General features: G+C 39.4%; 10 protein-coding genes. All 10 read right to left on the reverse strand.

Features of this window, described 5'->3' with window-relative positions; genetic code table 11:
- Window positions 1-2: 2 nt before the first annotated feature.
- Window positions 3-449: a hypothetical protein gene (locus ACTB0Y_RS10380; RefSeq protein ID WP_463206751.1), complete on the reverse strand. Its 447-nt coding sequence runs from the start codon at window positions 447-449 to the stop codon at window positions 3-5.
- A gap of 502 nt (window positions 450-951) precedes the next feature.
- Window positions 952-2937, reverse strand: coding sequence for a DUF3857 domain-containing protein (locus ACTB0Y_RS10385; protein ID WP_463206752.1), 1986 nt, complete (start codon window positions 2935-2937; stop codon window positions 952-954).
- Window positions 2934-4313 (reverse strand): hypothetical protein, encoded by a 1380-nt coding sequence (locus ACTB0Y_RS10390; protein WP_463206753.1) that lies wholly within the window; start codon window positions 4311-4313, stop codon window positions 2934-2936. Before ACTB0Y_RS10390 ends, ACTB0Y_RS10385 begins: the two co-directional genes overlap by 4 nt.
- Window positions 4291-4569: a hypothetical protein gene (locus ACTB0Y_RS10395; protein ID WP_463206754.1), complete on the reverse strand. Its 279-nt coding sequence runs from the start codon at window positions 4567-4569 to the stop codon at window positions 4291-4293. Before ACTB0Y_RS10395 ends, ACTB0Y_RS10390 begins: the two co-directional genes overlap by 23 nt.
- Window positions 4521-4778 (reverse strand): hypothetical protein, encoded by a 258-nt coding sequence (locus ACTB0Y_RS10400; protein ID WP_463206755.1) that lies wholly within the window; start codon window positions 4776-4778, stop codon window positions 4521-4523. Before ACTB0Y_RS10400 ends, ACTB0Y_RS10395 begins: the two co-directional genes overlap by 49 nt.
- Window positions 4779-4897: 119 nt before the next feature.
- Window positions 4898-7489, reverse strand: coding sequence for an alpha-amylase family glycosyl hydrolase (locus ACTB0Y_RS10405; protein WP_463206756.1), 2592 nt, complete (start codon window positions 7487-7489; stop codon window positions 4898-4900).
- 78 nt (window positions 7490-7567) lie between these two features.
- Window positions 7568-9316 (reverse strand): 7TM diverse intracellular signaling domain-containing protein, encoded by a 1749-nt coding sequence (locus tag ACTB0Y_RS10410; protein ID WP_463206757.1) that lies wholly within the window; start codon window positions 9314-9316, stop codon window positions 7568-7570.
- Between the two features lie 159 nt (window positions 9317-9475).
- Complete coding sequence (locus ACTB0Y_RS10415) at window positions 9476-12415, reverse strand: InlB B-repeat-containing protein (RefSeq protein ID WP_463206758.1); 2940 nt, start codon at window positions 12413-12415, stop codon at window positions 9476-9478.
- 389 nt (window positions 12416-12804) lie between these two features.
- Window positions 12805-15837 carry a choice-of-anchor J domain-containing protein gene (locus ACTB0Y_RS10420; protein ID WP_463206759.1) on the reverse strand — a complete coding sequence of 1011 codons (3033 nt, stop codon included), beginning with the start codon at window positions 15835-15837 and terminating at the stop codon, window positions 12805-12807.
- Between the two features lie 281 nt (window positions 15838-16118).
- Window positions 16119-17123 carry a hypothetical protein gene (locus tag ACTB0Y_RS10425; protein ID WP_463206760.1) on the reverse strand — a complete coding sequence of 335 codons (1005 nt, stop codon included), beginning with the start codon at window positions 17121-17123 and terminating at the stop codon, window positions 16119-16121.
- Window positions 17124-17308: the final 185 nt, after the last annotated feature.

Below are 17308 nucleotides of genomic sequence, written 5' to 3' on the forward strand. Positions count from 1 at the left end.
TGCTACACGCCTTTTCTATAATAATAAATTTGAGAACTATTGTCTACTATTTCAGCAACCAATCCGCTGGCCACAAAAGCAATTAGAATAGTAAAAATGGGCGCGCCGATAGCCAGGGATAAGAACCCAAGAAACATACAACTGGAAAATGCATAATGCGAATTTCGGGTCGCTTTGAGTTGAATTAGTTTATCACGTTCATCGGTCATAGGCAATTCTTCTTCGCGTGTGGCAATGGCATTGATAATATGAAAGATGATGTAAATGATAATGCGAGCCGCAATGGAAACGCCCATAAAAATGAGTAAGATAATACCCCAATTTTTAAAATCACTGGTCAGATCAAATCTTCCTTCCAGATGTCGCTGGTAAACAATCCAGGCAAATATGGCTGTGATAAGCAGGCCACTGAAAATATTGATAATACTTTCTTTTTCTCTGTACGACATGATATACCTCCTTTGTATAATTAATTTTACTTTATGTAATAAATTGACGACACGAAGTTAAATAAATTTTACTTTACGTCAAATATTTTTTACACTTCTTGAAAAAAATTGGCTGAGCCTTATATTCTATTGAAATATTAAAAGGTCGTTAGGCCTGATATAATGGTAGATAAAATGTCAGAAATGGAAATGTCGCCGCGATGGTGCGCTAAATTAAAAGTAATGAGGTATTCATCAGCGTCAGTGTAGGGAAAAAACTTAAAATCACTAATTTGTCAGATATGAAACTTCAGTTATCGAGTAACTAAAAAATTAGCTCAGGATTATAAAGCCAATGTTATGGACTGAAGTGATATGTATTAAAATACACCAAATGAATATTTTTTTGGTATTGAAGGTCTCAACCTACAGGAGCCCTGATTTATGCTATTCGTAACCAGGGCTTAAGCTTTAAAACCTACGTTAAGCGTGCAGTTACTAAACCTGCATAAGAAACGAGAATCTATTGCTTAACAAGCACAATATCCTGTTTAAAATGTTCCACTATTTGGTTAATGAAATACTTCAGGCTTTTATATTCCGAAGGCTGGTAGAGCGGCTTTTTCAATGTATACTTACCGTTAACTTTCAATATTTGCCCCTGCTTACTGTAATTAACATCAATAGAAACCAACTCATCGTTGACTTTGTCAGGTTCCGGAATATCGCTTACAGCGTATCCTTCAGGGATATCAAGAGAAACATTAAACAATTCTTTTCGTGGGTACAATAAGTCGACCGGGTAGCGCCTGGTATCTTGAGTAAGCCTATTCTCATTAATGGCAAGCTTCATAAATGGCTTTATAATTAAATTACCTGCCAATTGTTCCATCTCTTTCTCACCCTGCAAGACCATAATGTAAGGTTTACCCGGCTTGTTATAATTGATCGTCATAACATTACTAACTTTTCCAAGCTTATCCTCAAAATACGATTTTAATTTAGCTGTATCGTCAACATAATTATCGCGATAACGATAGGCCGCGTATTCCCGGGTTTGAAGCGTTACTCTGTAGTTTAACTTTCCGATTTCCGGATTGGGGGAAAGTAAAATCTGATGAAGCTCTGTTGCCGCAATATTGAGCTGCAGGTCCACCCAGTTTTCCTGATCTTCTTCTACAAGCAGGCCACTTTGATTGATGCAGCGTGGTGGTATTCTGTTAAATGAAAGTTGCGATTCAGTGGCATCGGTCAAAAACGGGGTATCACCCTTGATTAAAACGATTACATAATTGAAAAACTCAGCAAAAGGGTAATTTGCATTTATTTTTCCATGATCGCGGGTACTCAATATCACCGGGTCAGCGTCGAGCCCTGCTCTTCTTAATAAAGCCGTAACAAACAAATTTATATCTGCTGCATTCCCTACCCTGGTTTTATAAAATTCCCTGGCCGATTTAGAAACATACTTATCGTAATGCCCATTCCACTTAAAGCTATTTTTAGCAAAATCAATAATTTTCTTGGCCTTACCAGCCGGATTCTCATCTGACAACATGAGTTCGTCTTCCAATATTTTTTTGGCAAAGCGCCTTGATCTTTTCAAATATTTGCCAAAATGGTCATTATCCAGCAAATCGTTGTTGAGTTCCGGCCATGTAGACATTATTGCTTCTGTACCACCCTGTGGACGATGAAGTTTTGAAAGCTGGAAATCAAGCTTCATGATATAATCGTCGATGGAACTTATGTATGACTCATCTTTGAAAGCTGGCACATCTTTCATCACATAATGATGCACATACTCTTTAAACTCAACTCCACTTCCTACGTTTTTGCCATAAACTTTATTCACATCACCCCATTGCCGAATGCGCTCGTCGACATATGACTCCTGATGGTCGAATTCCTCAATACCCTGCGCCAAAAAAACATACTCGTAAAAGGGAATCATTCTCACCTCGTAACCGCTGTAAAGGGTTGGGACCTTATGCTGAAAGGTCCAGTCAGGCAAATTAAAATGAAAAGGTGTTTCCAGCACATATTCGTACTCAATAATAGACCCTGCCTTTACCTGAGGCAAAACAAACTTTTTCTGACGCCATTTTTCATTCACACGCTCTACATAAATAGTTGATGGGTCTAATTCCTGTTTGATGATACGTCCATTTTCAAAATTATACGTTACTGCCTTAATGGAGACCACCTTTTCTGTGGCATCATAACCATCTTCATAAAAAGGTATGGAAACCTTAGCATAGTCCAGTTCAGACTTATCAAAAATCTTTATTCTTTTATGCCTGGTGAATCTGATATCATAAGCACCCCTGTAATCGAAAAAAACAGATTGACCCTTGTCAAATAAAACCACTGCACCGGCTTCCGGGTCTTCCGGGTATGATTCCATATCAATCTCTTTTTGCGAGATAACACCAAATTTCTCATCCTCAAACTGACCCAGCAAACAGCTTGAAATAAAGAGACTTAAAACGAATATAATGTACTTCATTGTTTCTTATTTAAAATAATGGATGACTGTTTTCTATAATCACGAATAGAGCTTATAATATCATAAAACTCCTTGTATTTTGCTTTGGAAATGCGGTTGGTATACAATTGAAAATGCCGGGTAAGTAGAATGGTACTGTCGGTACGCGAATATTCCTCGCTGTAACTTCCATAATCTGTTTTAAAAACAGCATTTTCCGGCACTCTCACCTCAAATTGCTTTTGATTAGGAAGTTCATAAACAATGGAGTCGATGCAATTTGAAGGCATAGGAATTCTTACGTCGTGGGTTCTTTGCGATGGTGTTTCCAGCTCTGGGAATGCTAACTTCAACGGCTTTAATACCAACATTTTTCCAATCTCTCTAAATTGGTCATCAAAGGTTCCTTGCATATTGAGTTCTATCTCCGGAGTATCGCGATGAGCTTGAATAAGCTTCCAATTTTGCAAGGTAAAATTATCAATCTTACAATATTTCGTTAAAAGTTCCTTTTGATCCTCTGTGGAGGCCTGTTCTTTATAATAATTAAGAGCTTCGAAGGCATCTCCGCGCAGTTTTTGGTTAATTGTTACCTCACCTGAACCATCTTCAGCTATGAAAAACCGGTAGCATCTTTTCTCCAGCACATCAGAAATATCCATTGCCGGTGTTTTGACGAGACGACTTTTGTTTCCATCGATTAATAAGGCTTTGCGATTTTGCGTAAAACTACCCAGGTAGTTGAATGGCGAAATATCAGAGGTATTCTCGAGCCAAATGGTATCTTGCTCCAACGGCACACATAAAATTACGTGATTAAATTGCTGCGAAGGTAGTTGCTCATTTATTGAAGCCGTATTCTCACCAGCACGAATTTTTGTATAGAAAGATTCAATACCGGCATATTTCAACAATGCCTTCATATAGGTAGTTAAGGCCTTGCAGTCGCCATATTTATTGTTGCACACATAAGAAGCCGGATATGATTTTAGACCACCAAAATCAATGGAAACATTAATATAATGGGTATTATCCTGCATATAATGATACAAAGTTCTTGCAATCTCACGCTTGCTATCAATACCTTTGATTAATTTATCTACTTTCTCTTTCTCACTTGTAGTTAGCAGGTCTGTGCCGGCATTTAAATTTGATTGCCATATACCGAAAGTTTGCCAGTTCTCTGACGAACCTTTTACACCATACTCAAATTTCTGCGGAACTATAATAACCCTGGGAATAAGCTCTGCCAGTGGAGATGCAAGAACTTCCTCTTCGGGCGTTTCATAACTTCCAAGATTCCATTCCAGAACTTTCCGTCTTTTTTTATTACCATTCCTAAACCTGAATACATCTGGGTATTCTGACTTAAAATCAAAGTCTTCGGGGGATATCAACCGTTAATGTACTGCTTTTAACCTTGAGGTCAGACTTAATGTAGGGTGTCCAGTTTGCGATAAAAACAAAATCTTTTTCAATAATGCGATAAACGTATTTGATCAGGTGGGGATAGGTGCTCCAATGCAGATCGAACTCTTCAATTATAGCATCCTGGTAAAATGTGCTATAAGTGCTACGATTTCTGGTCTTTACATCACGTTTTCTTACTTTTTTAACCTTGTCTCCATTTGCGTCGATGACATAAGCCTCCAAAAGTTTAATTTATCTTTGGCATGGTGATAAATAGCAATATCGGATAAATGTGCACTTTCTTTTTTGTTGATTTGAATCAGATAGGTGGTCTCTGTAATCTTCTTTTTATTGTCGATGGTAATTGAAGTTGAATAATCAAGTACCTGTGCCCGGCTCATATTTACTTGCAGACTGAAGGTAAAAATAAAAAACAGCAGAAAAGCTCTCATAGATGTTGGTATAAAACTATTGCATTTAAAAAAAGTGCAGTAAACTATATTTTAAAATTATAGATACTACACTTTAATGTTACAAAAATATAAGTTTTTATCGTAACAACAAATGTGTTTTATTCAGCAACCACTAATCTTTTTATTTCATTATGGTGCAATGTTGCACAACGAATAAAATACACGCCGGGTTTCAGACTGGAAATATTAAGCGTACTTTTTGAAGCATTTAAGTTATCCTGCACAAGCAGTTTTCCATTTAAATCAAAAACCTGAACCTGCATTGAGCCATCTATCGCGTTTGAAGCAGAAATAGTGACTTTTTCCGTAGCCGGATTGGGATAAATATCGATTTGACTATTCTGCTCAGTTGCGCCATTTATTCCTACATTCTGGCCATAAGTCAAATAAAATATTTGGATGTCCTTTGATGATAAATCACCCATATCCGGTTGCCATGAGCCAAAACCACCGTTCGCATCAATTGTCAGGCTGTCGAGTGTTGTACCCGACATTAATTCGGTTACAGCATATTTGCCGGCTGGCAGGGAAGAAATATCGAGTGAAAGTGCAGGTTGAGCAGCCACGGTGCCAAAATTAGCAACAGCTACAACAGCCTCATTTTCGTGAATTCTTGCAAAACTAAGCAGGTTATTATTTGTATTATCAACCTGAAGCAAATATCCCCTCCGCAGCGGCGCGAAATCATTTCGGGTATGAATTAGTTTTTTATAATGTTCCAACAACGAATTGGGATTTGTTTCCATATCATTTACATTATGGGTAACATGATTGTCGCCCAGGGCAATCCAGGGTGTTACAGTCGAAAACCCAGCATAAGTGCCGCCTGTCCATTGCATGGGCCGACGAAAATTCTCATCGGAGCCTGTGCCTGTCATCCCGATTTCTTCGCCATAATAGACAAATGGTATACCCGGCATGGTAAGATAAATGGAGGCAGCCAGTTTCATGTCTTGAGTATTTTCGCTAAGCACACTGTAAATGCGCTCCATATCATGGTTGGTGAGAAATGTGGCATATTGCAACCGCGCATAATTGTTCTGCACATTCTGGAACTCCGTTTCTATTTGATAAGGATTGGTTGATTGCACACTATTGACAATTGCTCCGGCCAGATCAAATTCGAAACACACATCGAGCCGGTCATTGGTCACATATGGCACAATACTTTCTGTGTTTGACCACACTTCACCCACAGTGAAAGCTTCGGGGTTCGCTGCTTTATAGACATCATTAAATTCTTCCAGAATCTGAAAAGTTTCAGGTGTATTTTCCAGGATATTGCCATCTTCATCCAGGTACTTGATGGCATCGAGCCTGAAACCGTCCACGCCCTTGTTGAGCCAGAACTCTGCCACGTTAAACATTTCGGTTTTCACCGGTTCATGGTCGTAATTTAAATCGGGCATACCCGACCAGAAAAGTCCGTAATAATAACTACCATTCTGGTAATGCCACACATCCTGTCCCCAGGGGCCACTAAAACCCGGGTCGGTATCGGACCAGACAAACCAGTCACGGTAATTGTTTTGGTTATTGGCTGATTGCGTAAACCATGGATGTTGATTTGAGCAATGATTCATCACTAAATCGAGGATAATTTTAATGCCCCTTGCATGGGCTTCAGCCACTAACTCCTCAAAATCAGCCATGGTACCATAATCGGGTTCAGTGGCGTAATAATCTGTAGCATCGTAGCCGTGATAAGATGGTGATTCCATCATGGGCATTAGCCATATTCCAGTGATGCCCAAATCATCAGTTGTATTCGGATCTCCATCATTCAAATAATCGAGTTTGTCGATTATTCCCTGAAAATCGCCTGTTCCATCACCATCACTGTCGTTGAAACTACGTACAAAAATTTCATAGAAAACCGCATCGTTCCACCAATGCGTTGCATATTGGGGTGTAGTATTGGCAATTTCGCACGAATTAAAAGTGTAGGCTGGTTCCGGTGGATTTCCGACAGCCGCATTCAATTCACGTACCCGGTTACCACTTCCATCATCCACGGTACATTCTGCAGGCGGATTTTCAGCCCCGGCTTCAGTATTACCATTTATATAAACGTATTGATAATCACCCGCAGGCATTTGAACCTCAGCCTCATAAACATCATCATTATTTAAATCCTGCATTGCAATAGCTGCTGGCGCCCAATTTCCGGAAAAACCTGCAGCCTCCTGAAAATTGCCCATTACATGTACCCCCTCTGCTGAAACATTTTCCTGGTTCATATTCACGGAGAATTGCACAAAAGCGTTGCACGAATCGAACATAACCACGGGAAGCACCCGGTTTTCATCGCCCAGCATCACCTGGCGGTTCATATTACCTGCACCATCATCGATGGCGCAATACGCTGATGGAGATTCGGTTTGTTCACCCCAGTCATCACCATTGATAAATTTATAAAAATAGGTTCCCTGTGGAAGTGACACAGTTATTTCATAAATATCGTCACTTTCAGCATCAGTCAGTGGTGTTGCAGCAGGATCCCAATTTGAGGCATACCCGGCCTGCTGTTGAAAATCGCCGGCAATGTGCACACCATCAGGTGAAACTGTTTGCTGGCTCATATCGACGCGAAAAGTTAAGTTGAAGTTTTGGGCAGAACCCTTAAAACCTGTAAAAACAGAAATGCTTATTAACGTAATAGCAAGTAAGATTACCCGATTGGCTTTCATAGGAATAGTTTAAAATTTTACATATCTGAGACCCTCTGTGTATACTAAAATTGATCCAAAAAGTTTCGACACTCTAACTCACCGTGTTTGAATGGCCAATAAGTATTCATGCACCGCTCCATCTGATGATAAGCCCATTTTACGACGCATGCGCGATTTGGCTTTTCTTACTGATTCCGGCTGCACATGCAAAATATTGGCGATATCTTTATAGCTCAAATTTAATTTCAAATATGCACACAACTTTAGTTCATTTTGAGTCAAATCAGGATTTTGCTCCTGCAAAACTTCAAAAAATTGTGGATGGATTTTTTCAAAATGCAGCAAATGATTATCAAGTTCTTCATGGCTGACAGATTGTTCTAAAGAACTTATAATACTGGTTAGTTTTTTTTCATCTTTTCTGTTATCAATGTTTAGCTTTGACAAATCATCTTTTAATTGCAGAAGAAACTTATCGGCTGAAGATTTTTGCAGCATTGCTGAAAACAACTCCCGCTCTTTAGCTTCCATTATTTCGGCACTTTTCTCATCTACGAGGCGTTGTAGATTTTTATTCTGAAACTCTAACTGCCTGTTGAGATTTACATTTTGCTGGTAGGTATTTGATAACTTAACTCCGAAAGCATAGGATTCGAAAACAATAAAAATCACCAGTCCGTAATGTAGAATATATTCAGCGCTAATCTGTCGATTAAAAATTAAAGCTTCCAGCACCACAGTTGCTAAAAATAATATCAACCCTAAGGCTATTAATCGCTTTTCCTTATCCGCTTTCCTAAAAGCCTTTAGTGCCAAATAAAAAATATAAGTCATACTGCCCAGTACGACTATTTGAATGTAATGCATACCTACTGACACATGGTACATGGGAAAAATAAAAGTAAACACTAAAAACATTAGCATTAACCCGCCATAAATATTGAAAGCTTTCCGCGCCAGGAATTTTGGAAATACTGAACGAAAAACAAAAAATACCATCAAAGATGATGTGAGTGCAGAGGCAATGGTAATTTTCAAATAAAAATGGACATGTGTATTTATCCATTCATCCATTATACCTGCATGTCCAAGTAACAATTGTCGCAAAAAAATAAAGAAGACCAATAAACTAAAATACAAAAGACTCTTTTCAGATGACACAAATATGAAAAGGCCCAGATAATACAGAAAAGTAGTAAATAAAAAACCGAGTACCAGGGTATCGATCACTTGCACATCATTCCTTTTTTGCACTATTTTGTCTTCGGCTCCTATTAGGAATGCCTGACGGAAACCACCATACTTCTCATCATAATTTGCTGTTTGAAGCACAAATTCATTGGAGCCTTTTCGCGGTGTAAAATATGCAATTGAATTTACTTTAACAGATTTTGTTGAGGCATAATTACGCCCCACCCGGCCAGCTTTTGCGATGAGTTCACCATTCATCCATAATTTGAATGAATTGCAATAATCATCAATTAATATAGCCATGGGTTGCAATGAATCAAAAAAAATGTTTGTGCGAAATGTGGCAAAGCCCTTACCCTGCAGTTCCTTTCCATTAACTATTTTGCTGTTCCATGGATTAGGGAAAAACAGCGTGTCAGCTTCTTCAATATTTAATCGATGGAAATCGTTTGGTGCATAAAGTTTTTTCCAGTAAAACTCCATAGGACCTTCAAGTGAAACCACTCCTCCCTTGTCCATATCTACAAAAAGTCCGTTACTGTATAATTCAGTATTTTTTTCTTTGTTATTAAAAATAAAGAAAGATGCCAGTACAACTAATAAAAAAGTAATTACAGCAATAGAAAATTCAAATTTTTCCCGAAAACCACCCATAACACTCTACACAATCTGGTTTTAGTCTTATTCAAATATAGAATATCTCAGGGAAAAAACAGAGAAGTAATAGCATTAAGAAAGATGATTAACAGTAATCCCATAAAAAAGGCCGTCCAAATAATGTATGGACGGCCCCTTTGTACAGTGATTCGAGACTTAGCGCCTGATTAGTTTCTGTATAGAAACTTTACCTTCGCGATCTGTTATTTTTAACAAATAAATACCCGGTTCAGTACCTTCGGTATTTATTTCATTTATTGGTCCGTTTTCTATATGAATCAATTCGCCGGTTATAGTCAGAAGCTCAACTTTAGTAATACTCGTCGAACTGTCTATGTAAATAACCTGATCGAATGGATTCGGATAAATTTTCGTTGAAATTTCAGCATTTTCATCAATCGAATTTCCACTTTCGAAAACAGCAATTAACACCACATCACTGGCGGGCATTGTGTATTCATAAGTTGCATCTTCGCTAATTAAATTATCATCCTCATCGGTCCATTTAATGAAATCGTAATCCCCGGCAGGAGTGGCTGTAATTGAAGCGGCATCACCAATATTGAAAGTACCTCCACCTGTTACGGTTCCGCCTTCTACAGGTGCGGCATTCAAGGTGAGCGTGTAATCAATGGCGGCAAAGTTGGCCGTCAGCGTTACATCACCGGCGGGCATCGTTACTGTGGCACTGGCAGCAGTGGCATCGTCAAGGTGTTGGGTGTCGCCTGTCCAGTTTACAAATTCGTAGCCTTCGGCTGCTGTGGCTGTAATTGAAGTGGCGTCGCCAATGTTGAAAGTACCTCCACCTGTTACGGTTCCACCTTCTACAGGTGCGGCATTCAAGGTGAGTGTGTAATCGATGGCTGCAAAGTTGGCGGTAAGTGTTACATCACCGGCGGGCATGGTAACTGTGGCATTGGCGGCAGTTGCATCGTCAATATAATCTGTGTCGCCAGTCCAGTTGACAAACGTGTAACCGGCTTCTGGTGTGGCTGTGATGGAAGCCGCATCGCCCACGTTGTAGGTTCCATCGCCTGTTACGGTGCCACCTGCGGCGGGTACAGCATTCAGGGTTAGTGTGTAGTCAATCGCCGCAAAGTTTGCCGTAAGCGTTACATCACCGGCGGGCATGGTAACTGTGGCATTGGCGACATTTGCATCGTCAATATAATCTGTGTCGCCCGTCCAGTTCACAAATTCGTAACCGGCCGCGGGGGTGGCTGTGATGGAAGCGGCATCGCCCACATTGTAAGTACCGGCACCTGTTACTGTTCCACCTTCGGCGGGTACAGCATTCAGGGTTAGTGTGTAGTCAATCGCCGCAAAGTTTGCCGTCAGCGTTACATCCCCGGCGGGCATAGTTACTGTGGCATTGGCGGCAGTTGCATCGTCAAGGTATTGGGTGTCGCCCGTCCAGTTGACAAACGTGTAACCGGCTGCGGGCGTGGCTGTGATTGAAGCGGCATCGCCCACATTGTAGGTTCCATCGCCTGTTACGGAGCCACCTGCGGCGGGTACAGCATTCAGGGTTAGTGTGTAGTCAATGGCGGTAAAATTTGCGGTAAATGCGGCATCTGATCCAGGCATCGTAACCTGAGCTGTTGCCTTAGACGCATCATCGATATTTACAATAGAACCAGTCCATTCTACAAACTCATAGCCTTCGGCTGGCATTGCTATTATGGTAGTTGGTTCACCTTCGCCGTATTGGCCATCACCTAAAACATCACCACCTTCAACTGGCAATGCCTCAGTTGTTAAAGCAAATGTTTTAAGAATACCCTGAGCGCGAAGTTGTGCAAACGGATTAATTGACCCAAGCATTGGATATCCATTTGCAGTTATAAGAAATCCGATTTCTGCCGGGATCCATACTGAAGGGATATCCAAAGCAGTCATAGTAGTATGAGCGGCAAAACCAACCATATCTGCTGTTGTTAAACCAACAAGGTTCGAGGTTGTCCCGTCATTCCAGGTTACTGGATCGACTTGTCCGGTGGTCTGAGTATCCCAATAAGAATCAGTCAAAGAACCATCTGTCCTGAGTACTCCTGCAAGGCCGGCTGTTCGTCCGCTATAACCCGTAAGTGCACCGGTGGCATAACAATATTGTATATTAGTTGTGTTGTTTGTACTTCCCACAATACCACCAACATTTTGTCCATCTATATTGGTCGCAGTAGTCACATTTCCAAGTGCATAAGAATTAGTAATTGTCCCACCATAAGTTACTCCAACAATACCTCCACAGTTAAAACCTGTTGCTGAAACATCAATAGAAGAAAAGGATTTTTCAATGGTAGATGCATTGTTAACACCAGCAATTCCGCCTAATTGTTCTACTGCATTAATGGTTCCCAATGCATAACAATTTACTATATCACTATTGTTGTTATACCCTATTAAACCTCCAGCATTAACATCTGCTGTTATATCTACATTAGTATAAGAACCAGATACAGTTGAATTGACATTATTTCCGATTAAGCCACCAACACTCTGTGCAGTACCAATAACAGTACCTTCCGCACTACAATTTGTAATGTTGCCAATATTGACACCGGTTAAACCCCCAACTTCCTGGCCACCACTTACAATGCCATTTACATGAACATTTTCAATAGTTCCCTGGTTAAATCCAACCAGCATTCCTGCTTCATTGACAGCGGTAATATCTACATCAATCAGGTAAACATTTTTTATTGTGGCATCTTCTGTATTGCCAATAAAACCAGCGCCATTAATAGAAGTATTTGACCTGTTTAGCATAACCCCTTTAATAGCATATCCATCCCCGTCAAAAGTTCCTTTGAAAAAATCACCCCATGATCCAATGGGCATCCAACCCTGAGTGCCCCATTGATCATATCCTGCGCCACCTGAGGCAAGATAGGCCGTCAGGTCAATGTTTTCAATAAGAATGAAATTCTTATCAGAATGTGCATCACCTGTATAATTATGTAATTCATCAAGTTGAGCAGGTGTGGCAATTTGCCAGGGATTGGCTGCAGTACCATCACCCCCTGCAAAATTTTGTGTCATTGCAAAATGGGAAATTCCAAAAAATAAAAGCAGTAAAATAGATAAATGTCTCATAGTGAAAAGGTTTTAATTATTATTAATTTATTCATTGTGTTATGATTTTATGCAAAGCCCCTCACTCTCAGCCATTAAACCAAGCATTAATAATTGGTTCACTTTGAAGTTTTTAAAAAGGATAGTTTTAGGTGAAAATCTAATTATATTCAAATGGTAACAGCCGCTCATAACCTGGATATTTCATGCTTAACCAAAGCTAATTAATCTGTGCTACTAACTATAAAAGAGACCGTGACAAAAGCGGGACATGAGCCAATAAGATCCGAAAAAGGCGAATAAATTTTTGTAGAGCGTAGAAAAATCAAAATTCACCAATTCAAACGGAGAAATTCGAAAAAAAAGCCGCTGACAGTTGCCAGCGGCTTAAAATAATATTGAAAATTTATTTATTGCACAATGATACGCTTAGTACCTATTGAATTGTCTGACTGCAGACGAATAAAATAGATCCCAGCACCATTGTCAGTCATATTAATGGTGGCCTCACCATTAATATGTTGCGTTTTTACGACCTGACCTACTGCGTTTATTATTGTAAGATCAGCAGTTCCCTTAGTTTTCACATGGAATATTCCTTTCGAAGGGTTAGGATAAATTTTGAAATCAAGTTTTTCAATCTGATTCAATCCCAGTGGGTTTATAACTACGTCAACTGTAGCATCAGCATCTGCTACGGTTACTTCTCCGGTTTCTTCACCATATCCGGTTGCTGAAACAGTATAGGAAAAAGTACCATTACTAACATCATTAAAAACTGATATTCCATCAACATCTGTAGTTTGCTCACCGTAACCTGTCATATTAACCATAGCACTTTCAATTGGGTTACCAGAATTGTCGGAAACATTGAAAGTTACATTATAAAAGGTAGAAGGAACACTCATTGTAACATCTTCAGTTAGCGCTGCTCCGGCCACAGTTATAGTACCGCTGGTTTGCTCATACCCTGCCAGTGTAACTGTATAATCATAATCACCATCGAAAAGGTCAATTGTAGCAACACCAGTTCCATCAGTCATTAATAATTCTCCGTTAATTTCAATAGCAGCATTCTCTAAAGGATCTGTTCCATCCGTTACGTTGAAAGTAACAGTTTGTGGAAGCTGTATTCCTTTTGTGCTGTTGGCATTGAGTATTTCACCAGTATTTTGGTCAATCAATAAACCAATAAATTCCAAATGATTTACATCCCAATCTTCGGGTATTGTGTAATCATAAGTATAACTGTGTGTTTCTCCTGATGCTACAGATGCAGGCAGACTGCCATCGGTACCATCCCATCCTCCTAATATTTCTCTTGCCACGTGCATGTATACCATATCTGCAGCAGGTACAGGATCAGGAAGGTTTTCATAACCGCCCATTGTACCGCTACCGCCACCAGCGTAGTAATTGGCCTGATTGTATCCACTGGTTGTTCCGGTAACGCTATCTTCAGCAATAACAGCATTAAATCTTACGTTGCTAAGATCTGCAATGAACTGTGAAGATACTTCAAGGGAAATTTCACGAGTTGCAGGGTCCCAGCTAATGGTCTCTATATTCACAGAAGCAGGGGCAATGGTATTTATTTTATCCAAATATGCCGATTCAAATTCTGAAGGATCAAACTCACCACTACGATCAACCAATCCACTTGGATACCCAGCTATTTGTGTGCCTATACCATTGTCATAAGTTGTATTTACCATTGGGTCACTATTATGCACAGCCACACCAATCCAGGTATCCGGATAATTTTCGGTCATATAATCCATAAAAACATGCCCACGTGGACACCATCCACACCATGTTCCGGTTGCCTCTTCTCCATAAACTTTTTTCTCAGGTACAAATGGAACAATAGTAACCTGTTTGTTCAGCGTATCATTCTCTGCATTTGCATCTTCATCAGCATTTACATTTGATACAGCAACGTGAACATTGTATGAACCTTCAGTATCGAAGTTATAGGGCACATCATGTGTAAATTCATATGTATTACCGGTAGCAATATTAACGCCTGTTACTGAATATACGGCACTTTCTGCTCCTCCGTCAACATTGTATGAAACATCAAATGAAGTGATATTATCAGCGCCCATATTTTTCACTATACCACTGATATAAATATTTCCGGCTGTAGCATATTGTGGAGTAGTAATAGCATCCAATTTTGCATCAACACTGGCACATCCGCCTCCAATACCAAGCCATGTAACACCACCAGTGGTATTTCCGGGGTCTTCTCCTCCAGCAACTACATCACCATTGTATACAAGTTCTACCCAACCTGTTTCATCAAAGCCAGTAAAATTAAATGTATAACAATCATCATCGAGCAAGCAAACCTGAGTTTCAACCAAAACGTTCCATTGATAATCAAGAAAAGAGGCTACAACCTCATCATTTGAATTGGTAATGGTCCATTCCTGGTCGCCGGCAGCATCAGATTGCGCACGTACGATTAAAGTTCCGTCAGTACTTCTAACTTCTTTCGCAAAAGTATCATTATCCGGATTTACATCGTCGGCAATGGCAACTTCAAAAGTTAAATCATAATAGTCGTAAGCTGAAAGGTCGGCTGTTGATGAGAAAGTATAATCAGCACTGGCTCCTGACGCTATTGTATCTGTAAATTGTTCTGCAACTGGCGTACCACCATTAATTGAATAAGAAACATCAAAATTTGAAGCATCAACACCACCATAATTATATAGCGTAATGGTAACATCTTCAGCAGCCGTAAGCGCACAGGATGCCTCATTTGATGGTGCCGGTGCTGCAGTTATACCCAGATCTACCTCAGTATTCGTATAAACAGAGAAGTCATCGAGGTTCAACATAAACATATCAGTACAATCGTAATGCACAAAAGCGAGGTAGATAGTTTCACCAGCATAGTCACTAAGAGAAACTGTGCGTTCAAAGACGCCTTCACCAGGTAATGTTTCTTCAAAAACATTGTCTGTAAAACTGGCAACCTGATTATCAGTAGTAGAAACCATGACTTTGTAATGCTCTGATGTCCATCCCTGATCCTGAGCCCAGGCGTTAAAATCAAGGAATATGGCATCTGTTACAGCAGACAAATCAATAGCAGGCGTAACAGCCCAGTTTTCGGGTGTTAAAGCACCCTGAGTTGCATCCCAGGAGGCAGAAGTTAAACAAGAAGTACTTACCGGAGAAGAATAAGATGCCACACTCCAATTGAAACCATCTCCATCCTCATCGTAGGTAGTCCAATCATCCATGCTACCGTCTTCTAAATCATCAGACCAGATAACATCCTTTGCATCATAATTTTTTTGCTCAAATTTGATTTTTTCGACTTTAACTGTTCCATCAAAGCCATTTTGTTTTTTGTATTGCAGATCTTTTTGACCAATAGCACTTCCTGCAAATACAAACATTAGCAGATAAATAAAAATTTTTCTCATAGTTGTTAATTTGTAAATTAATTAAATAGATAATATCCTGTTAATAAAACAGTTTCAATTAAAAAATACAGACACCATAAATTACAAACTCCCACTATTCTGTCTGGATTGTTTAAAATCTTTTAACCTACAAATTAACCATCGATGTAAGTTGTAAATGGTTGTTTTCTCATAGCTATAATTTGAGGCAGATTCCAAATTCTATCAAATATAAATCGATATATCATGAATACAAAAAAAAGCGATAAAAATATCGCTTTTTCAAGATAAAAAATTTTGCATTAACCCTTTTGATAATATTTCTGGAGGCTTTTCTGGAAAACTTCTTTATTCACCTCATTAATCTCATGTATTAATGCCCGGATAGTCTTTTTTCGTTCCTCTTTTTCATAGTCCGATAATTGGTCCTGATCGCGGAAAACAATTTTTTGGACCTGATATCCTTTCTCATCCAAACTCATAGCCACTGCGGCGTTAAAATCATCAAGAATTATTACAGAGGGCAATTGATTAACCGAATAACGGCTCATAGCCTTTAAAACCCTGTTTTTGATATACTTAATTTGCGTCTCACCCAAATAATTTGACGCCAGTAATATTTTTATCAGATCAATTTTTGCAAGTTTATCTACTTCTTCATTCTTTTCAAGTTCTTCATATTCCTTATCGTTGGTTTCGAGAAATAAGTTTATAAATTCCTGTGGCACAGTCTGGAGGTCTCTTAAGTTATCATTCCGGGCCTTCTTTCTATATTCTCGCCGGGCATATCTCTGCCGCACGGGCACATAATAATTCCATTTACGGGTTCTTTTCCAGCTTTCTGTTCGGGGCGTGGGCTTCCAGTCACTTTCCTGCCTTTGCATCAGTGGTGCATCAACCTGTAACTCACCTGTCTCCAATGCATAAAGCAAACAGTTAATAAAGTGCACATAAGCCCCGCCAATGGAATAATGGATTGCCGACCAAAGTGTTTTGTTGCTGCCTTTTACTTCACTATTGGCAGTATCGGCATTTGTTATCTTGCGAGTTTTTAGCTGGTCAATAAAACTCTTCTCTAAACCCACCGGATAATAGACCAATTCATCTCTGTTGTTCTTCGAAAAGTTTGCTGAATGATGTAACTCTTTCACATCATACACATGTGCAGAATCATTTGACAGCCGCATCTCAACGGTAAACTCATTCCCCCAACTCATTTCCTGTATTTCAGGAAAAGGACGTTCGGTTTGGGCCGATAAATAAGTGCACATCACTAAAAGTACAAATACACCTGATAGTCTTAGCATAAGATTATTATTTTTACAATATTTTCAAACCATTAAGATAGCAACAAGTTTTTAAAAAATATTCATCCGCAGAATAATTTTATATGTAATTACGCTCCTTTTCAATCAGGCCAGTTAAACCGGGCAATACAAATTTAACATGTAACAAAATGCTTCCAGCTTTTTGATTATTAAATATATTTTGT

This window comes from Salinivirga sp. (genome assembly GCF_055145285.1).